Below are 18,687 nucleotides of genomic sequence, written 5' to 3' on the forward strand. Positions count from 1 at the left end.
CGTGGATCTACTGAATGCATCCACGCATGGCGTGGATGCACCCGGCAGAACATCATGAGATCAGCACAGCGCAGCTGATGGCGATGACCAGCATCATCACCAGCAGGATGCGCCCGCTGGATCGGCCAAGAGCATGGCCAACATTGTTCAGGGCCACGGTAATGATCTGCCCCAGCAGTTCCCACATGGCACAACCTCTCTCGTCAGGACTCAGGCGCCCTCTTGCAGGGAACCACGGGTGGAACGCAAATGGACAGGCGGCAGGTCGAATCGCCTCGCCCAGACCAGCAGGACGCGGTGCTGCAGTTCACCTGTCGTGGAGAAGTAACGCACCTCTCGGTCTTCCGCGTTGTAATACGCCGCATGCAGGGCGCCATCGGGATGGACCAGAACCGCCGCGGCGTGGTGTGCAGGGAAACCCAAGCGCCACCCATCCAGCAGCAGCCCTCCATCCTTGAGCGGCACCGGCACCGCCGACTCATCGAAGTTGCGCCGGAACGCCGCGTACTCCGGCCCTAGCAACTGCTTCAGGCCATGCACCACGTCAGAGCCCTCGAAGGCATCCTCCAGCGCGGGGCCCACGATCATGATGGGCGTGGCGCAGACGGGATGGGCAACGGACAGTGCCACCGCCAGTGCCAATACACGCAACCAGGAATCAAAGGAACGCATCGGAAATCCGCCATGCAGGGAGGGCCATCAGGATCAGTGGCTTGAAGACCGCCGGCCACCGTGCATTACCATCTTCAAGCGTGTCGTCCAGAACAACAAGAAGCCCGATGAATGCCCCGAACCAGATTCTGCAGAAGACCCTGATGGCACTTCATCGTGATGCCAGCGAAGTACACCGGCTGTGGCATGACAAGGCCCGGTTGCTACCGCTGCTGGAATGCGCACTGGCCATCCAGGCCGGGCAGCCGGGCCGCACCGCGCTTGGCCAGAGCGCGGCGTATCTGCTCAATTACGTACTGGTTTTCTTTGCAGGCACGGCAGAAGGTCTTGGTGCACTGCTCAGGTCACTGCCCCGGGCCGATCTACGCGCCACCCTCGCAAACCAGTGGCTGTCCAACGAACTCATCGCATTGGCTGAAGTCTCGGCATTGGCCCGATCGCAGGACGTATGGACGCTTGAACACCTGTCTGCAGAGGATACAGAGTGGCTTGCCCGGCTCAGTGCCCAGTATCTGCTGAGGCATGCGCTGCCGAACTCCCTATCGGTGCAGGTCCTGGTGCCGGAAGAACTCAGGCTTGGCCCGCATGCCCGGGAGTACCTGCTTGGCTGGGCCTGCGAAGAAGGCAAGCTTGACCCCACCGCCACGCAGTACTTCGCGCAGGCGCATCCTGCCAAGTTCGCGATGCTGCAGACCCTCGCTGCCGCGCATCCTCCTGCCGCTACGCGGCCGCTGTAACAGGCGGCATGTGTCGAAGCAGAAGCGTCCAGCATCGCGTTCAGGCGACAGCCCCCCCAAAAAAAAGGGGCGGGGCGCTCCGGCCCCGTCCCCGCAAGTACCGCCACCGGAGAAATCGATCAGCAGCCCGGCGGTCTGTGCGATGCAGCCAACGTATTGCCTCGCCCAGGCCCGCAGCGCCAGGTGGTGGGGCTGGTCTGCGTTCGAGAAGTAACGCGGGGCACGCTGGCCCGCATTGTAGTAAGCCGCGTCCAGGCTTCCGTCTGGATGCAGCACCACCACCGCACCGTAGGAATCAGGAAAGCCCAGCCGCCACCCGGCCAGCAGCAGGCCACCACTCTTCAGCGGCACCGGCGTCGCAGATTCATCGAAGTTGCGCCGGAACGCCGCGTACTCCGGCCCGAGCAACTGCTTCAGGCCGGGCACCACGTCAGAACCCTCGAAGGCCTCTTCCAGCGCTGGGCCTACGATCACGATGGGTGTGGCGCAGGCGGGGTGGGCAATGGACAGCGCCACCGCCAGTGCCAACAGGCGCAACAGCGAAGAGAAGCCATGCATCGGAGGTCCACCATGGAAGGGGGCCACCAGTGTCCACGCCCACCCCGGCCGTTTCCATTCCAATAGTTGGAAAGTGACGGCCAACAGCGACCCACAAAAAAGGGACGGGGCGCTTCGGCCCCGTCCCCGCAAGTACCGCCACCGGAGAAATCGGTCAGCTGCGTCGTGCGCAATACACCGCACGCGGCGGCAGCTGGAGTTCATTGCCCTGCACCGTGCCCGCATCCGGGCCCGGCACCGCCACCTGCTGCCAGTTGCCCGGCGGCAGCGGATGGCTCACCGACTCGGCCGACAGGTTGAAGGCCAGCAGGAGGGTTTCATCTGCAAGCATACGCTCGAACAGCAGCACTGGCTCGGCACTGTCCAGGAAACGGATGTCGCCGTGCTGCAGGGCCGGCTGGGTCCGCCGCCAGGCGAGGAAGCCGCGGAAGGCCGCCAGGACCGAACCCGGGTCGGCCTCCTGCACGGCCACCGCCGCCGCCCGGTGCTCGGCCGGGATCGGCAGCCAGGGCTTGCCGGTGCTGAAGCCGGCCAGCGGGGCGTCGGTCCACGGCATCGGCGTGCGGCAGCCATCACGGCCCTTGAAGTTCGGCCAGAAGGTGATGCCGTAGGGATCCTGCAGGTCCTCGAAGGCGACTTCCGCCTCGGCGAGGCCCAGCTCTTCCCCCTGGTACAGGCAGACCGAACCGCGCAGCGAGCACAGCATCGCCACCAGCATGCGGGCCAGGCGCGGGTCGGACGGACGGCCGCCCCAGCGGCTCACTGCCCGTTCGACGTCGTGGTTGGACACTGCCCAGCACGGCCAGCCTTCGGTCATCACCGCTTCCAGGCGGGAGACCGTGTCGCGGATGTAGGCCGCGCTGTAATCGTCCACCAGCAGCTCGAAGCTGTAGCCCATGTGCAGGCGGCCGTCCTGGGTGTACTCGGCGGTGGTGGCCAGCGAGTCCTCCGAGGAGATCTCGCCCAGGCTCACCGCGCCCGGGTACTCGTCCAGCAGCGCGCGCAGCTGCTCCAGGAACGGCAGGTTCTCCGGCTGGGTGTTGTTGTAGTAGTGGTACTGGTACGCGTACGGATTGTCCGGGCTGAAGCCGCGGCCCACGCGCTTGTCCGCCGGCTTGGGCGGGTTGTCGCGCAGCTGCGCGTCGTGGAAGCAGAAGTTGATGGCGTCCAGGCGGAAGCCGTCCACGCCGCGGTCGAGCCAGAACCGCACGTTGTCCAGGGTGGCCTGCTGCACGTCCGGGTTGTGGAAGTTCAGGTCCGGCTGGTCGACCAGGAAGTTGTGCAGGTAATACTGCTCGCGGCGCGGCTCCCACTGCCAGGCGCCGCCGCCGAACAGCGACAGCCAGTTGTTGGGCGGGGTGCCGTCCTCGCGCGGGTCGGCCCACACGTACCAGTCGGCCTTGGGGTTGGTGCGGTCCTGGCGGCTCTCGCGGAACCAGGCATGCTCGAGCGAGGTGTGGCTGAGCACCTGGTCGATCATCACCTTCAGGCCCAGGCCATGCGCCTTGGCCAGCAGGCGGTCGAAGTCCTCCAGGCTGCCAAACAGCGGGTCGACATCGCGGTAGTCGGCGATGTCATAGCCGAAATCGGCCATCGGCGATTTGAAGAACGGCGAGATCCAGATCGCATCGGCGCCCAGCGCCGCGATGTGGTCCAGCCGCTCGATGATGCCCGGCAGGTCGCCCACCCCGTCGCCGCTGGCGTCGAGGTAGCTGCGCGGGTAGATCTGGTAGATGACGGCTCCGCGCCACCATGGATTGTGCGACATCGACAGCCCCCCTCCGGGCATGCGGGACCCACCGGAAGCGGGCCGAAAACCAACTCCGGCAAGCTTAGCGGCGGCTTCCCGGGCATGGCGCTGCCTGCATACGTATTCACGCCGCCGGGCCGGCCAACGCCCTGCGAAAAGGCCGGATGGGCCGGTTTCCGCCCGATTTCACGGCCAGCCCCTATAATTGGTGGTGAGCCTGAAAGCCTGATCGCATGACCATCACCGAAGACACCCGTCCCGCCCTGGGCCTGCCCCAGATCCAGTCGCTTGCTGCGGCCGACATGGCCGCCGTCGATGCCCTGATCCGGCACCGCTTGTCCTCGGACGTCGTACTGATCAACCAGATCGCCGACCACATCATTTCCGCCGGCGGCAAGCGCCTGCGGCCGATGCTGGTGATGCTGGCCGGACATGCTGTCGGCACGGCCGGCCCCGAGCACCACCAGCTGGCGGCGATCATCGAGTTCATCCACACCTCCACCCTGCTGCACGACGACGTGGTGGACGAATCGAGCCTGCGGCGCGGCCGCAGCACCGCCAATGCCCTGTGGGGCAACGCGCCGAGCGTGCTGGTGGGTGACTTCCTGTATTCGCGCAGCTTCCAGCTGATGGTGGAACTGGACCGCATGCCGGTCATGCAGATCCTGGCCGACACCACCAACCGCATCGCCGAAGGCGAAGTGCTGCAGCTGCTGCACGTGCACAACCCGGACACCGACGAAGCCGCCTACCTGCGCGTGATCGAGCGCAAGACCGCAGTGCTGTTCGCCGCCGGCACCCGCCTGGGCGCGCTGGCCAGCGGCGTTGACGAAGCCACCCAGCAGGCCCTGTACGACTACGGCATGCACCTGGGCTATGCCTTCCAGATTGCCGACGACGTGCTGGATTACTCGGCCAACGCCGAGGAACTGGGCAAGAACCTGGGCGACGACCTGGCCGAAGGCAAGGCGACCCTGCCGCTGATCCACGCCATGGCCCATTCGGACGACGCCACCCGCGAGCGCCTGCGCAGCATCGTGCAGGACGGCGACGCCTCGGCCATGCCGGAAGTGCTGGCCGCCATCCGCGCCACCGGCGGCCTGGACTACAGCCGCCGCCGTGCCGAGGAATACGCCGAAGCCGCCGAGCGCGCGCTTGACGGCCTGGACGACAACGATGCCGTGGCGGCCCTGCGCGGCCTGGCCCGTTACGCGGTGCAGCGCTCGCATTGATGGGTGAAGGTGTGCCGACCAACGGTCGGCACCTACCTCTTCCTGTGGGTGCCGACCGTTGGTCGGCACAGAAGCATCGGTGGGTGCCGACCGTTGGTCGGCACGCCTTTGATTACCGGAACCGCTCCTCGAAGAACTCATCCAGCGCCTTCCATGCGCGCTTGGCCGCCCGTTCGTTGTACTGGCAGCCGGGCGGATTGTTGGCGTCGCGCTCGGCGAAGCAGTGCACTGCGCCGCTGTAGTTGGTGAACTCCCAGTCGACCTTGGCCGCGTCCATTTCCTTCTGGAAGCTGCCGATGTCTTCGGCGGTCACGCTCTTGTCGTCGGCGCCGTTGAGCACCAGCACCGAGGGATGGCTGCCACCGGCCTGTGCCGGCAGCGGCGAGCCCAGCCCGCCGTGCAGGCTGACCACGCCCGCCAGCGGCGCACCGGCACGGGCCAGTTCCAGCACCGTGGTGCCGCCGAAGCAGAAGCCCACCGCACCGATCCGGCTGGCATCCAGCGGCGCCTTGCCGGCCTGGGCCTTGAGCACGTTCACCGCCTCCAGCGCGCGCGCCCGCAGCAGCGGCCGGTCATTGCGCAGCTTGGTCGCCACCGGGCCAGCCTCGGCATCGGTCTTCGGCCGCACGCCCTTGCCGTACACATCGGCCACCAGCACCACGTAGTCATCGCCGGCCAACTGCTTGGCCTTCTCGATGGCCGATTCGTTCACGCCCTTCCAGTTGGGCACCATCACCAGGCCCGGGCGCTTGTCGTTGTCGCCGTCGTCATAGACCAGCACGCCACTGAAGGTCGTGCCCTGGTGCTTCCATTCCACCGGCTGGGTCTTCATCGCCGCCCAGGCCGGCATCGCCGCCAGCCCCAGCACCATCGCCACGCCACAACGCCATCGGTTCATGTGACTGCTCCACTGAAAAGGGAATGGAGGGGATCACGTCGCAGAACACCCTCCCGCGTCGCATTCTGCATTGGCGACGTGACGCAGGTGTGGTTGGATACGACCTGATCCCCTCCGCCCCTCTTTTACATGAACCTTGTTGATCGCTTTCTCTCCGGCCTTGTCCCGCGCCTGCCTGCCGAGGACGCCGCGCAGTGGGCACATGTCCAGGGCGCCAGCGCCGAAGACCTGCAGCGCCTGCGCACGCAGTGGCCGCAGGTGCCCGACAGCCTGCTGGCCCTGCTGTCGCGGGTGGATGGCACGCACTTCCGCGAGTATCCCGGTGGTGAAGTGGTGGTCTACGTGCTGGGTTCGGACGTCGAGGACGGCGGCTACCCGTACTACCTGCGCTCGGTCGCGCAGATTTTCGAAGACCAGCAGCAGTGGGACGACAGCATCCGCTCCATCTACGAGGAGTGGCTGGATGACGAGCCGGAGATCCTGGGCGATGGCATCGATGGCGACCTGCCGATGAACCGTCGCCTGTGTTTCTCGCACTGCATGAACAACGGCGGCACCTCGATGCTCTACCTGGATTTCGACCCGGCACCGGGTGGTACCGTCGGCCAGGTGGTGCGCTACCTGCACGATCCGGACAGCTATGCGGTCATCGCGCCGAGCTTCGATGCCTACCTGCAGCAGCTCATTGACGGCGATTACGCGTTCATCGATCAGGAGTAGATCCACGCCATGCGTGGATGTCGCTCTCACCCGCGCTCGATCCAATGCAACGTGCCCGGCGCGAGCGCCAGCAGATCCGCGGCGGCCAGCTGATCCCGCGACCAATGATGTTCCGGCGGGTTCGGCTGCTGGGCACTCACCGCACCGTCGTAGTCACGCACCAGCAGGCCGATGCGCGCGGCACCGGCCTGCAGCAACGCGTCGATGCGCTGCAGCCACTGGCCGGCATCACCCAGGCCTTCGCTGTGGCGTGCCTGCCGCTCCTGCTCGAAATGCGCCAACTGCTCGGCCAAGGCGCGGGCGATCTTCGCCTCGCTCCAGCCTTTCTTCCGCCAGCGCTCGGCATCGCCCTTCCATTCCGGTTCCGTGCGTGCCGACGCCAGGGCCGTGCCGCAATCGCAGTGCGCGGCACTCAGCCACGGCTGCCAGCCGGGCCCGACCGCCGCCTGCAGGCTGGGCGATGCCTGGGCGAACAAGCTCCGGCCGCTGCGCTTCATGATCGCGACGGCTTCAGCGTGTGCAAACGAGGTGGGCAGGAACAGGGTGACGAAGGTGCACATGCAGGCTTCTCGAATCCGTCCGGGAATGCGCCGATGGTAACTTGCCCCTTCAGCAGAGCCACGCCATGCGTGGATGCGGCGCCGCGGATTGCCGGCCAGCGGCCGGCACTACCCGATGCCCTGATTTCTGCAGTAGATCCACGCCATGCGTGGATGCGGTGCCGTGGATTGCCGGCCAGCGGCCGGCACTACCCGATGCCCTGATTTCTGCAGTAGATCCACGCCATGCGTGGATGCGGTAACGCGGATTGCCGGCCAGCGGCCGGCACTACCCGATGCCCAGGCCCGGAATCGCGCTGATGCTGTCCGGATCGAACCCGGCCAGTTCGGCGAAGTGGCGGCCGCGGGCCACGTAATCGCGGTAGGCACCAAAACTCGGCGCGCCCGGCGACAACAGCACCACCCCGCCCTGCGCACCCAACGCCGCGCGCGCCAGCGCCATCGCCTCGGGCAGATCGCCCGCCGCGTGCAGGCCGAAACGGCCGGCATCCGCCAGCGGCTGCAGCATCGCGTGGATGCGCGGGCCGTTGCTGCCCATGGTCACGATCTCCACCGGCGGCACGTCGTGCGCCATGTGCTGCATGAAATCGGTCCAGTCCAAGCCACGATCGTGCCCGCCCACCAGCAGCGCGATGCGCTGGCCGGCAAAACACTCCAGCGCGGCCAGGCTGGCGTGCGGCGTGGTGCTGATCGAATCGTTGACGTAGGTCAGGCCATCGGCCGCGCCGATGCGCTGCAGGCGGTTGGGCAGCGGTCGGAAGTCCTGCACCGCCGGTGCCAGCGCCACCGCATCCAGGCCCAGCGCTTCCAGCGCGGCCAGCACCGCGCACAGGTTGCCACGGTTGTGGCGGCCCGGCAGCGGCGTGTTGCGGGTATCGAACACGGCCTGTTCGCCGCGATGCACGATGTCACCGCGCATGTGCCAGCCCTGCGGCTGGTTGAACCAGACCACGTCGCTGTCCGGCAACGAGAGCGCGGCCAGGTGCGGATCGGCGGCATTGAGCACGGCAACCCGCGGCGCGGCCTCGGTCACCAGCCGCAGCTTGTCTTCGATGTAGCGCTGTTCGCTGCCGTGCCAGTCCAGGTGTTCCGGGAACAGGTTGAGCACCACCGCCACCTGCGGGCGGGCGCCGCTGCGCGCCACTTCACCGGTCTGGTAGCTGGACAGTTCCACCGCCCAGAACGCGGGCGCGGGCTGCGGGTCCAGCACCTCCAGCAGCGGCAGGCCGATATTGCCAACCAGGCCGGTGCGGTGGCCGGCCGCGCGCAGCAGGTGCGCCACCAGTGCGGTGGTGGTGCTCTTGCCCTTGGTGCCGGTCACGCACACGGTGTCGTGCACGATGCCATCGTCTGCCGCATGTTCGCCAAACCACAGCGCGGTGCCGCCGATGAAGGCCGTGCCCTGCCCCGCCGCCGCCAGCGCGATCGGCTGGTAAGGGCTGATGCCGGGCGACTTGATCACCACATCGAAGGCGGCCAGCGCCTCGGCAGTGGGCTCGCCACGCACGTCCAGCAGCCCCTGCGTTTCCGCACGTGCTGCCTCGGCCTCGGCGGCCGGGCAGAACAGGCTCAGGGCCAGCGCAGGCAGGCGCGCGTGCAGCACGGCAAATGCCGCACGGCCCTCACGCCCCCAGCCCCACAGCGCAACGCGCTTGCCTTCAAGCTGCGAAATCTTCACGCACACGTTCCCACAGCGCAGCCGGAATGCGGTGCTCGCCCTGCAGCTGCAGCAGCGGTGCCAGTTCCAGTTCAGCGGCGTCCAGCTGCGGCTGGATCTCGTTGCAGAAGCGCTTCACCAGCACGTCTTCCTTCCATTCCGGGCGCTGCGCCAGGGTCGCCATCGCCGCACGCGATTCACGGCCTTCGCCCACGCATTCGAACGGCTTGTGGTCCTGGAACTCCAGCAGTGCATCGAAACCACCGGCCTGCGCGGCATCGTCCAGCAGGTTGCGGCCGAAGATGCGCACCAGGCGGGTCTTGGGCATGAACGGGGCCAGCGCCAGGAACACGAAGTGGCACTTCGGGCAGACACCGCACCAGCGGTTCACCGGGCGCTCGCCCAGGATGTGGAAATTGCGGTTGCAGCTGGAGAAATGCGCGTCGTAGAAATCGCTCTTGGCGAACTGGCGGGCCACCGCCAGCTCGGACATCGGGCGCAGCAGCGAGTAGTACTGCAGATCGGCGGCCACCTGCTTCTGCACGTGGTTGCCGAACGCCTGCTCGAATGCCCAGCCCTTGGACCACTGGTGGTTCACTTCGCCGGTGCCCGGAATCTGGCTGCCGTAGCTGGCCGAACGCTCGTTGGAGAACACCACCTGGTCCACGCCCTGCAGCAGCGCGGCCAGCACCATGATCGCCGAGTTCACCGCGGTGACCGGGATATGGCCGTTCCAGGCGCCCTGGCGGTTGAGCTCGAACAGTTCCGGCGCCAGCGCGCGGCCCAGGTTGAGGGTCGGCAAGCCAGTGCGCTCGGCGCAGGCGCGGATCAGCTGCGAACCACCGATCCAGGTCACCGTCTCGTCCACGCCGGCACGGCGCAGCGCTTCGATGCTCACCAGCGAATCCTTGCCGCCGCCGATGGCCACCAGCGCATGCGGCTGCAGGCCCAGCACCGGCGCCTGCACCGCGTCGCCCTGCACCGGCAGGCGGAAGCGCCCGCGCAGGTTCAGGCCGTTGCGGTAGGCGAACTCGCCCAGGCCGTTGAGGTAGACCGTCTCCACCAGCGCTGCGGTATCGGCATCGATGGCATAGCTGTCGATGCTGACCGTTTCCGGCACGCCCGCCTTGTAGTAGCTGACACCGGCAATCAGGTGCAGCAGCTGCAGTGCGCGCTGCACCGCGGCGGCACGCGCGTCGTCCAGTACGAACGGGGCGCCGGGCACGGTAATGGTTTCCACCATCTCCGGGCCGTCATCGAAGGCGTAGACCAGCTTGGCCACGCCGGTATCCGCGGCGAATTCGCAGCGGACGAAGCGGAAGCGGGAAACCTGGTGTTTGTCGAAAGCAGTCATGGTGTTTCCGGTCAGGCACGGGCCCGCGCGCGGGCGCGGGGCGTGTCGGTGGGCGGGTGCAGGGCGCGGGTGGTGATCACTCGATCACGTCTTCGCGCGGCATCGCCCGCTGGTTGTAGGTGTTGGACATCACATAGCCGTAGGCACCGGCGTCGGCGATCAGCATCACGTCGTCCGGCGCAGTGGACACCGGCAGCTTGCGGCGCTTGCCGAACACATCGCTGGATTCGCAGATCGGGCCGACCACATCGAACGCCGCCTCGGCATAGCCGCCCTGGCGGCTGAGGTTCTCGATGTCATGCCAGGCGTCATACAGCGCCGGGCGCATCAGCGTGTTCATGCCGGCATCCAGGCCGACGCGGCGCACGCCGTCCTTTTCCACCACCTGGGTGGCATGGGTCAGCAGCACGCCCGATTCGGCCACCAGGTAGCGGCCCGGCTCGATCGCCAGGCGGAACGCGGGGTGCAGCGCCTTCACTTCGGCCAGGCCCTCGGCCCAGGCATCCAGGTCGAACGGCTCGTCTTCGTCGCTGTACGGAATCGGCAGGCCGCCACCGATGTCGATGGTCTGCACGCTGCCGATGCGGCGGGCGAAACCGGCCAGTTCATCGCACATCAGGCGCCAGTGCTGCGCGGTTTCCACGCCGCTGCCCAGGTGCGCGTGCAGGCCGACCACGCGGGTGCCCAGGTCGGTGGCAGTGCGCACGAACTCATCCACGCGCGCCATCGGCAGGCCGAACTTGGAATCCTTGCCGCCGGTGCGGACCTTGGCGTGGTGCCCTTCGCCACGGCCCAGGTCGACGCGCAGCCAGATTTCGCGGTTGCGGAACAGGTCCGGCCAGCGCTGCAGCGCTTCCAGGTTGTCCACGGTGACGGTGACACCGAGCGCGAAACCGGCTTCGTACTCTTCGCGCGGGCAGAAGCTGGGGGTGAACAGCACGCGCTTCGGCGACAGCTCGGGCAGGTGCTGGAACACGTGCTTCAGCTCGCCGTGCGAGACGCATTCCAGGCCGAAGCCTTCGGCTTCCAGCAGCTCAAGGATGGCCGGGTGGCTGTTGGCCTTGATCGCGTAGTAGCGCTGGTCGATCGGCTTGATCGCAGCCAGCGCGCGGGCGCGGGCACGCACGGTCGGCAGGTGGTAGACATAGCGCGGCGTACCGGCGTCGGCCAGCTGCAGCAGGTGCGCACGCTGGCCACGCCACCACGGCGTGCCGCGCGGGCGCACGGTGCCGGCGATCTCGCGCCAGCGCGGGCCGAACACTTCGGTCTCTTCCACCGGCATCGCGCCGCTGTCGATCAGCTCGGCGTGCAGGATCGGCAGCAGGCCATCGGCATCGGCTTCGTCGATGACGAAGGTCAGGTTCAGGTCGTTGGACGACTGCGAGATCATGTGCACGCGCTCGCGGCCGAACGTGGCCCACACGTCCGACAGCTTGTGCAGCAGCGAACGCATGCCACGGCCGACCAGGGTGATGGCCGCGCACGGCACGATCACCTTCACCTTGCAGATCTGCGACAGGTCGGCCGACAGCGCGGCCAGCACATCGGTGTTGACCAGGTTCTCGGACGGGTCCAGCGACACGGTGACGTTGGTTTCGGCCGAACCGATCAGGTCCACCGACAGCCCATGCTTCTTGAACAGGCCGAACACATCGGCCAGGAAGCCGACCTGCTGCCACATGCCGATGCCTTCCATCGACACCAGCACGATGCCGTTGCGGCGGCTGATCGCCTTCACGCCCGGTACTGGTGCGGCGCTGCCATCGATGCTGGTGCCCGGCAGTTCCGGGCGCTCGGTATCGAGGATGGCCATCGGCACGCCGGCGTCGCGGCACGGCTTGATCGAGCGCGGGTGCAGCACCTTGGCGCCGGTGGTGGCGATTTCCTGCGCTTCGTAATAGTCCAGGCGGGTCAGCAGGCGCGCGTCCGGCACATCCTTGGGGTTGGCGCTGAACATGCCCGGCACGTCGGTCCAGATTTCCACGCGGCTGGCGCCCAGCAGCGCACCAAAGTACGCCGCCGAGGTATCAGAACCGCCGCGGCCGAGGATGGCGGTGCCACCGTCGGCGTGGCGGGAAATGAAGCCCTGGGTGATCAGCAGGCGGGTCGGCTGCGCGCGGAAGCGCTGCATCCATTCAGCGTCGGCGCGCCACTGGCAGTTCACCGACAGGCGCTGCGACCAGTCGCTCTGGTTCGGCTGCGGCGGCATCGCGTCCAGCCACTGGCGGGCGTCCATCCAGCCCATGTCCAGGCCCGAGGCATGCAGGTAGGCCGCGCCCAGGGTCGAGGACAGCAGTTCGCCCTGGCCCAGCACTTCAGCCTGCCATTCCAGCGGGCGGGTGGCCGCGCGCGGGTCATCCAGCAGCCCCTGCAGGGCGGCCAGGCGTTCGCCCAGCACCTCGCGGCCCAGGCCGAGCTCGGCCAGGAAGCCCTCATGGCGTTCGACCAGGGCGGCCACGCGATCGCGGCTGTCCGGCGCGCCATCGGCAATCGCGGTCAGTTCGTTGGTGACCCCCGACAGCGCCGAGACCACCACCAGCACGCGCGAGCCGGTCTCTTCCGCACGTTTTTTCGCCAGCTTCCCGATCGTGTCCCAGCGGTGGCGACGCGACACCGAGGTGCCGCCGAACTTCAGTACGATCCAACGATCGACAAGGGGGGAAGCTGACATGGATAGGCTATGTGTAATGTGGGGGAGCCGCCCGAGGGGGCGGAACCTTCGATTCTAAGCCCAATGGACCCGCCGATGGCCGCCTTCCGCTACCTGCAGCTTGATGTCTTCGCCCACCAGCCCGGCAACGGCAACCCGCTGGGCGTGGTGCTGGGCGCCGACGGGCTGTCCGCCGGGCGCATGCAGGCGCTGGCGGCCTGGCTGAACCTGTCCGAGACGGTGTTCTTCCTGCGCCCCAGCGCTGCCGGCGCCGACTACCACATCCGCATCTTCACCCCCGGCAGCGAGCTGCCGTTTGCCGGCCATCCCAGCGTCGGCGCGGCCTGGGCCGCGGTCACCTGCGGCCTGGCCACGCCACGCGACGGCGGCGCCCTGGTCCAGCAATGCGCCGCCGGCCTGCTGCCGGTGCGGGTGAGTGGCCCGGCCGACGCGCCCAGCATCGAACTGGCCAGCCCGCCGGCACGCCACCTGCCCACTGCGCCCGGGCAAGTGCCGGAACCGCTGCAGGCCCTGGCCGCCAGCGACCACGCGCCCGAACTGTGGGACAACGGCCCGCGCTGGTGGCTGCTGCCGCTGCGCGATGCCGCCGCCGTGCGCAGCCTGGCCCCGGACATGGCCGCCCTGCGCGACTGGACCAATGCCACCGGCGCGACCGGGGTGGCGGTGTTCGCCGATGAAGCCGGCGCTGGGCACAGCCGCGTGGTGCGCGCGTTCTGCCCCGGTGATGCGGTGAACGTGCCCGAGGACCCGGTGACCGGCAGCGCCAACGCGCTGATCGGCGCCTGGCTGCGTGCGCGAGGCGCCCTGTCCGGCGGCGGTGGCGCGTACGTGGCCAGCCAGGGCCGCGAAGTCGGCCGCGACGGCCGCGTCCACATCCGCGTCGATGCCGAAGGCACGGTGTGGATCGGCGGTCAGGTACAGCCGGTGATCGACGGCAGCATCCACTGGTAGCGCCGGGCCACGCCCGGCGGCGTCACCCCGCCGCGCTGCGCGCTCGCGGGGCATGGCCCCGCGCTACCATTTCCCCATTTCCTGGAGTTTTCCCTGATGTCCGCACGCCGTTTCCTGCAGCTCGATGTGTTCTCGCCGCGCGCCGGCGCCGGTAATCCGCTGGCCGTGGTGCTGGATGCCGAGGGCCTGGACGACGCGGCCATGCAGGCCATCGCTCGCTGGACCCGGCTGCCGGAAACCACCTTCGTGTTCGCCCCGCAGGCCGCCGGCAGCAGCTACCGGCTGCGCATGTTCAGCCCGCAGAAGGAGGTTCCGTTTGCCGGCCACCCCAGCGTCGGCACCGCCCATGCGGTGCTGCAGGCCGGCCTGGCTGCGCCGGTCGAGGGCGTCCTGGTGCAGGATGGCATCGCCGGGTTGCTGCCCCTGCAGGTCAGCGGTGAAGGCGCGCAGCAGCGCATCGCCATCCGCACCCCGCGCGCGCAGCTGGCCGAAACCGCACAGGCCGGGGATCCGCGCCTGCAGCCAGCGCTGAAGGGCTGGCTGCTGGGCGAACTGCCGCCGGCACGCATGCAGGGCGGCCGCAGCTGGTGGGTGGTGCAGGTGGCCAGCGAGGCTGCGCTGCGTGCGCTGCAGCCGGACTGGGACGCCATCGCCACGCTGGCCGAATCCACCGACAGCATGGGCGTGTTCGCCTACGCCTTCAGCGAGGGCAGCGAAGGTTTCGACCTGGCCGTGCGCGCGTTTGTCGGCAACGGGCGGCGCTTCGAAGATGCCGCCTCCGGGGCGGCCAATGCCGTGCTGGCGGCCTGGCTGGACCTGCGCGGCGTGCTGCCGCGCGGCAGCGAAGCGTATGAAGTCAGCCAGGGCCGCGAGGTTGGCCACGATGCGCGGCTGACGCTGCGCGTGGACGAGGCTGGCGAGGTGTGGTCCGGTGGCCAGGTGCAGACGGTGATTGCCGGAACGATTGATTGGTGATTGCGCTGGGGTGGTAGAGCCGGCCGCTGGCCGGCTGTTACCTGGACCCCGACATCATGCGGTTGCCGGCCAGCGGCCGGCACTACCGTGGCTATCCCGGCCCGCGATTTCTCAACCCAGCTCGGCTTCCAGGCTGATCGGCACCGCGCTCAGCGCCTTGGACACCGGGCAGTTCTGCTTGGCGTCGTCGGCGATCGCGCGGAACTGCGCGGCATCGATGCCCGGCACCACCGCCTTCACCTTCAGCCGGATCTGCGACAGCTGCGGGCCACCTTCCATCGACAGGTCGACCTTGGCTTCGGTATCCAGCGAGGTCGGTGTAAACCCGGCATCGCCAAGCTTGGCCGACAGCGCCATGGTGAAGCAGCCGGCGTGCGCGGCGGCGATCAGCTCCTCCGGGTTGGTGCCTTTCTCATCGCCGAAGCGGCTGTTGAAGCCGTAGCGGGTCTTGTCCAGCAGCCCGCTCTGCGGCGTGCTCAACTGGCCCTTGCCCGACTTGAGGTCCCCTTCCCAGTGCGCGGTGGCGTGTCGCGAGATTCCCATGTGCAGCTCCTGCGTGGCGGTGATGAACGGCTACCCTCGCACGGCTCGCGTTAGCCCTGCGTCGCCCCGCCGCAGGGCACGCCGCAGTCCCGGGCCAGCCCGGTGGACACTTCCTCGCCAGCGCGAAATGAATTTTCCCCTTGTTTTCAGCGGTTTCGCGCATTCCGCAGCAGCGGCACCCCCTATTGCGCACTGCAGCGCACCGCCTGTTTGTCCGCTTCCGGACATGTACTGAATCGGCCTGGATATGAAAAAACATGCACTTTCAGCGCTCCGGGCTATTGGCGGCGCTCGAGAGTTGCCCTACATTGCGCTTGCCGACGGGGTTCGGCGCCGACCACACAACCAACCGTTCACGGAACAGGAAACCATGGCAAAGACCGCTAAGAAGGCTGCCCCGAAAAAGGCAGTGAAGAAAGTCGCGACGAAGGCTGCCGCCAAGCCGGCCGCTCCGAAGCCGATCAAGGAAGTGCTGACCAAGTCGGGCCTGGTTGCACACATCGTGGAAGCGTCCGGCGTTGTTGCCAAGGACGTGCGCGCGGTGCTGGCCTCGCTTGAAACCGCCGTTGCTTCCTCGGTGCACAAGAAGGGCGCTGGCTCCTTCACCCTGCCGGGCCTGCTGAAGATCTCCACCGTCAGCGTGCCGGCCAAGCCGAAGCGCAAGGGCATCAACCCGTTCACCAAGGAAGAGCAGTGGTTCGCTGCCAAGCCGGCCACCACCAAGCTGAAGGTGCGCCCGCTGAAGAAGCTGAAGGACGCCGCGCTCTAAGCGCGCGCCCAACGGCATCTTCCGACGGGACGGCGCAGGCCGTCCCGTTTTTGTTTGGGGCGCCGCCAGCCCCCATGCAAACCGCAACACAGCGTTTCCGCCCCGCAGCGTTCCCGCCGACAGCCGCACCAGCATTGGCCGGGACCTCGTTTTTCACTGTCGGGAACGGACCGGGTGGAACACTGCGTGCAGCCCCGGCCGTCGCCGCCGGTCGCCGCCTTGCCTATGGTGGGCACATCCCTCCACACCCAGGCGAGCACACCCTCATGGCCAGCCCCTCCACCCGCTACCGGATCTCGGTGACCCCGATCGAAAAGGACGGGCACCAGTGCACCGGGCGCTGCACCATCGAACTGGAACACCGCGCCAGCCGCGACCTGATGCGCCTGCTGGAAACCACGCCGCGCACGGCCGGGCTGAGCGGTGACGAGCGCGCCACCCTGGTGGTCGCGACCCAGCTGCTGCGCGACATCGTGCAGCGCCACGCCGACACCGACGGCCATGCGCTGGCGGCGATCGCGGCCCAGGTGCTGCCGGCCCTGGACGCGCTGGAACAGCTGCCCGCATCGCGCTGAGCCCGGCGCTGCCGATACACTGCCGTTCTCCAGGTCGCCTCGGGGAGGAGGCAGACATGCGCAGTGCCCTGTTGTTGATCGCGTCGTTGTCCATGCTGGGCTGTTCCAGCCCGACCCCGCTCGATGATGCCACCGAAGCCCCTTCCGCCGATGCGGCGACGGCAGGCCCGGGCCACCCCGCTTCGACAGGCGAAGCATCCGCCGTGGCGGCGCTCGGCATCGATCCGCTGTATGCGGCCGTCGCGCCTGGCGGCGAAACGCCGGCGCGACTGCTCAACCGCTACGTGCTGGACCTGCTCAACCACAACAGAGCCGGTATCGAAGCGGCGTGGGCCATCGCCCCGCCCGATGCACGCCGTGCCGATGATGCTGCGCTGCGCCTGCTGCCGGACGTGCGCAACCTGCGCCTGGACAGCGACCCGCCCGTGCCACGGGACGAACAGCAGCCGCCACGCCTGCTGGAAGTGCCGGTACGCATCCGCGCCACGACCGGCGAGGGCCTGTTCCGCTACCACGGCTGGTACCGCGTGCAGCCGCGCACCGATGGCCAGGGCTGGCAGATCCAGTCAGCGCATCTGCAGCCAACGCTGGACTGAACCGTTGCAGCGGCATGCACGCACGATTCAGCGTGCAAAGCTACTCTGTAGCCCTCATTCATCCCCCGGCCACCGCTATGCGCCTGCGTTCCCTGATGACCCGCCTTGCCGCGTCCACCGTGCTGATCGCCGCCGCGATCGGTGCGCAGGCGGCCCCCTCGATTTCCGGGCGTGAACTGGCGGTTGGCGCCAGCGACGTGCAGCAGTATCTGGACGGCAGCTTTCCGCGCACCCAGGATGCGCTGGGCGGCCTGATCGCGCTGACCATGAGCCACCCGCAGCTGAGCCTGCCGGCGGGCGAGCGCCTCGACCTGGGCATGGACCTGGCCCTGGCCACCGCCGGTGGCACCCCGACCAACCTGGGCAAAGTGAAGCTCAGCAGCGGCCTGCGCTACGACGCACAGACCCAGGGCTTCCACCTGCAGGACCCGACCGTGGATGACTTCAGCCCGGCCAGCCAGGGTGGCCGCCTTGATTCGCGTACCCGTGCGCTGCTGAATGCCGCGCTGAGCGATTACGCCCGCCGCGAACCGATCTACAAGCTGGATCCGGCCGTGGCCGGCCTGCTGGGCGCGCTGCAGGTGCAGTCGGCGCAGGTGAAGAACGGCAAGCTGGTGGTCACGTTCAACCAGAACCTGGGCAACCTGGTGCCGGCCGGCCTTCTCGGCAAATAAGGGTAGTGCCGGCCGCTGGCCGGCAGCCCGGTTATCGCATCTGCCGGCCGGCGGCCGGCACTACCAGCGACGCATCACGCGGCCAGTGCCTTCACCACGGCCTCGCTGAAAGCCGGGATGTCGTCCGGCTTGCGGCTGGTGATGAGGTTGCCGTCCACGACCACCTCGGCGTCGCGCCAGCGCGCACCGGCATTGGCCAGGTCCTGCTGCAGCGAGGGCCACGAGGTCACCTCCCGACCCTTGGCCAGCCCGCTGTTGATCAGCAGCCACGGGCCATGGCAGATGGCTGCTACTGGCTTGCCTGCCCCCGCCACGCTGCGGATGAAGCCCAGCGCGGCCTCATCGGTGCGCAGGGTGTCCGGGTTGATGACCCCGCCGGGCAGGACCAGCGCATCGAAGCGGCCGGCATCGGCGTCGGACAGCGGCAGATCCACCGCCACCACGCCGCCCCAGTCCTTGTCCTTCCAGCCCTTGATGCTGGCCTCTTTTGCCGGCGACACCACGGTGACGATGGCGCCCTCCGCTTCCAGCAGGCGCTTGGGTTCGATCAGTTCGGACTGCTCGAAGCCGTGGGTGGCGAGGATGGCGACCTGCTTGCCGGCGATACGCTTTGCCATGGTGTGTGCTCCGGGAAAGGGAGCACACAGGGTCGGCCAATGGCCATTGGACCGCGGTGACCCGGCCGTGCACGGCAGGTGCAGACGAGGCCGGTAGTGCCGGCCGCTGGCCCTGACCGAATGCAGCCACGACCACCACCAGTGCGGCATGGCGCCCAAGTGCGGCGCGCGCAGCAGC

19 protein-coding genes and 1 pseudogene are annotated in these 18,687 nt (G+C 68.2%); 10 read left to right on the forward strand and 10 right to left on the reverse strand.

Annotated features, from left to right (window positions below):
- Window positions 1-52 precede the first annotated feature (52 nt).
- Window positions 53-187, reverse strand: a complete 135-nt coding sequence (locus tag AC3WL7_RS09250) for a hypothetical protein (RefSeq protein WP_265349647.1) — start codon at window positions 185-187, stop codon at window positions 53-55.
- 23 nt (window positions 188-210) lie between these two features.
- Window positions 211-672, reverse strand: a complete 462-nt coding sequence (locus AC3WL7_RS09255; protein ID WP_492750080.1) for a hypothetical protein — start codon at window positions 670-672, stop codon at window positions 211-213.
- A gap of 41 nt (window positions 673-713) precedes the next feature.
- Here AC3WL7_RS09255 and AC3WL7_RS09260 point away from each other — a divergent pair, with 41 nt between their 5' ends.
- Window positions 714-1,409, forward strand: a complete 696-nt coding sequence (locus tag AC3WL7_RS09260; RefSeq protein ID WP_492750081.1) for a hypothetical protein — start codon at window positions 714-716, stop codon at window positions 1,407-1,409.
- Between the two features lie 712 nt (window positions 1,410-2,121).
- Here the strand turns inward: AC3WL7_RS09260 and AC3WL7_RS09265 are convergent.
- Window positions 2,122-3,735, reverse strand: a complete 1,614-nt coding sequence (locus AC3WL7_RS09265) for an alpha-glucosidase family protein (protein WP_492750082.1) — start codon at window positions 3,733-3,735, stop codon at window positions 2,122-2,124.
- A gap of 215 nt (window positions 3,736-3,950) precedes the next feature.
- Here AC3WL7_RS09265 and AC3WL7_RS09270 point away from each other — a divergent pair, with 215 nt between their 5' ends.
- Window positions 3,951-4,949: a polyprenyl synthetase family protein gene (locus tag AC3WL7_RS09270; RefSeq protein ID WP_492750083.1), complete on the forward strand. Its 999-nt coding sequence runs from the start codon at window positions 3,951-3,953 to the stop codon at window positions 4,947-4,949.
- Window positions 4,950-5,061: 112 nt separating this feature from the next.
- On the opposite strand, the gene AC3WL7_RS09275 is transcribed toward AC3WL7_RS09270, so the two are convergent.
- Window positions 5,062-5,847: a dienelactone hydrolase family protein gene (locus AC3WL7_RS09275; RefSeq protein WP_200733168.1), complete on the reverse strand. Its 786-nt coding sequence runs from the start codon at window positions 5,845-5,847 to the stop codon at window positions 5,062-5,064.
- A 129-nt stretch (window positions 5,848-5,976) separates the two neighbouring features.
- On the opposite strand from AC3WL7_RS09275, the gene AC3WL7_RS09280 reads away from it, so the two are divergent.
- Window positions 5,977-6,567, forward strand: a complete 591-nt coding sequence (locus tag AC3WL7_RS09280; RefSeq protein ID WP_108760219.1) for an SMI1/KNR4 family protein — start codon at window positions 5,977-5,979, stop codon at window positions 6,565-6,567.
- Window positions 6,568-6,593: 26 nt separating this feature from the next.
- Here the strand turns inward: AC3WL7_RS09280 and AC3WL7_RS09285 are convergent, their stop codons facing one another.
- The 4 genes from AC3WL7_RS09285 to AC3WL7_RS09300 all read right to left on the reverse strand — a co-directional run bounded on the left by AC3WL7_RS09285 (window position 6,594) and on the right by AC3WL7_RS09300 (window position 12,809).
- Complete coding sequence (locus AC3WL7_RS09285; RefSeq protein ID WP_492750084.1) at window positions 6,594-7,127, reverse strand: hypothetical protein; 534 nt, start codon at window positions 7,125-7,127, stop codon at window positions 6,594-6,596.
- A gap of 268 nt (window positions 7,128-7,395) precedes the next feature.
- Window positions 7,396-8,805, reverse strand: a complete 1,410-nt coding sequence (murD, locus tag AC3WL7_RS09290; RefSeq protein WP_492750085.1) for a UDP-N-acetylmuramoyl-L-alanine--D-glutamate ligase — start codon at window positions 8,803-8,805, stop codon at window positions 7,396-7,398.
- Window positions 8,786-10,138 (reverse strand): UDP-N-acetyl-alpha-D-muramoyl-L-alanyl-L-glutamate epimerase, encoded by a 1,353-nt coding sequence (gene murL / locus AC3WL7_RS09295; RefSeq protein WP_492750086.1) that lies wholly within the window; start codon window positions 10,136-10,138, stop codon window positions 8,786-8,788. Before murL ends, murD begins: the two co-directional genes overlap by 20 nt.
- A gap of 76 nt (window positions 10,139-10,214) precedes the next feature.
- Window positions 10,215-12,809, reverse strand: coding sequence for a bifunctional aspartate kinase/diaminopimelate decarboxylase (locus AC3WL7_RS09300; protein ID WP_079220967.1), 2,595 nt, complete (start codon window positions 12,807-12,809; stop codon window positions 10,215-10,217).
- 75 nt (window positions 12,810-12,884) lie between these two features.
- Between AC3WL7_RS09300 and AC3WL7_RS09305 the strand changes: the two genes are divergently transcribed.
- Window positions 12,885-13,760 carry a PhzF family phenazine biosynthesis protein gene (locus AC3WL7_RS09305; RefSeq protein WP_492750087.1) on the forward strand — a complete coding sequence of 292 codons (876 nt, stop codon included), beginning with the start codon at window positions 12,885-12,887 and terminating at the stop codon, window positions 13,758-13,760.
- Between the two features lie 96 nt (window positions 13,761-13,856).
- A complete protein-coding gene (locus tag AC3WL7_RS09310) occupies window positions 13,857-14,735 on the forward strand; it encodes a PhzF family phenazine biosynthesis protein (protein WP_492750088.1) in 879 nt (292 codons plus the stop codon).
- Window positions 14,736-14,846: 111 nt separating this feature from the next.
- Here the strand turns inward: AC3WL7_RS09310 and AC3WL7_RS09315 are convergent, their stop codons facing one another.
- Complete coding sequence (locus AC3WL7_RS09315) at window positions 14,847-15,278, reverse strand: OsmC family protein (protein ID WP_079220964.1); 432 nt, start codon at window positions 15,276-15,278, stop codon at window positions 14,847-14,849.
- A gap of 370 nt (window positions 15,279-15,648) precedes the next feature.
- On the opposite strand from AC3WL7_RS09315, the gene AC3WL7_RS09320 reads away from it, so the two are divergent.
- From AC3WL7_RS09320 to AC3WL7_RS09335, 4 genes are all read left to right on the forward strand, one after another.
- Window positions 15,649-16,047, forward strand: a complete 399-nt coding sequence (locus AC3WL7_RS09320) for an HU family DNA-binding protein (protein ID WP_079220963.1) — start codon at window positions 15,649-15,651, stop codon at window positions 16,045-16,047.
- Between the two features lie 266 nt (window positions 16,048-16,313).
- Complete coding sequence (locus AC3WL7_RS09325) at window positions 16,314-16,622, forward strand: DUF3861 family protein (protein ID WP_492750090.1); 309 nt, start codon at window positions 16,314-16,316, stop codon at window positions 16,620-16,622.
- 56 nt (window positions 16,623-16,678) lie between these two features.
- Window positions 16,679-17,218, forward strand: a complete 540-nt coding sequence (locus tag AC3WL7_RS09330; protein ID WP_492750092.1) for a hypothetical protein — start codon at window positions 16,679-16,681, stop codon at window positions 17,216-17,218.
- 77 nt (window positions 17,219-17,295) lie between these two features.
- The gene (locus AC3WL7_RS09335) at window positions 17,296-17,892 is read left to right on the forward strand and encodes a YceB family lipoprotein (protein WP_079220959.1); all 597 of its coding nucleotides are present in this window, start codon (window positions 17,296-17,298) and stop codon (window positions 17,890-17,892) included.
- Window positions 17,893-17,966: 74 nt separating this feature from the next.
- Here AC3WL7_RS09335 and AC3WL7_RS09340 read toward each other — a convergent pair whose 3' ends face one another.
- On the reverse strand, window positions 17,967-18,509 hold the full coding sequence (locus AC3WL7_RS09340) for a type 1 glutamine amidotransferase domain-containing protein (protein ID WP_492750093.1): 543 nt from the start codon (window positions 18,507-18,509) through the stop codon (window positions 17,967-17,969).
- 103 nt (window positions 18,510-18,612) lie between these two features.
- Here AC3WL7_RS09340 and AC3WL7_RS09345 point away from each other — a divergent pair.
- Window positions 18,613-18,687, forward strand: a pseudogene (locus tag AC3WL7_RS09345) (SUF system Fe-S cluster assembly regulator); the annotation flags it as partial.

It is taken from the genome of Stenotrophomonas sp. FW305-3-2-15-E-LB1 (genome assembly GCF_058787375.1).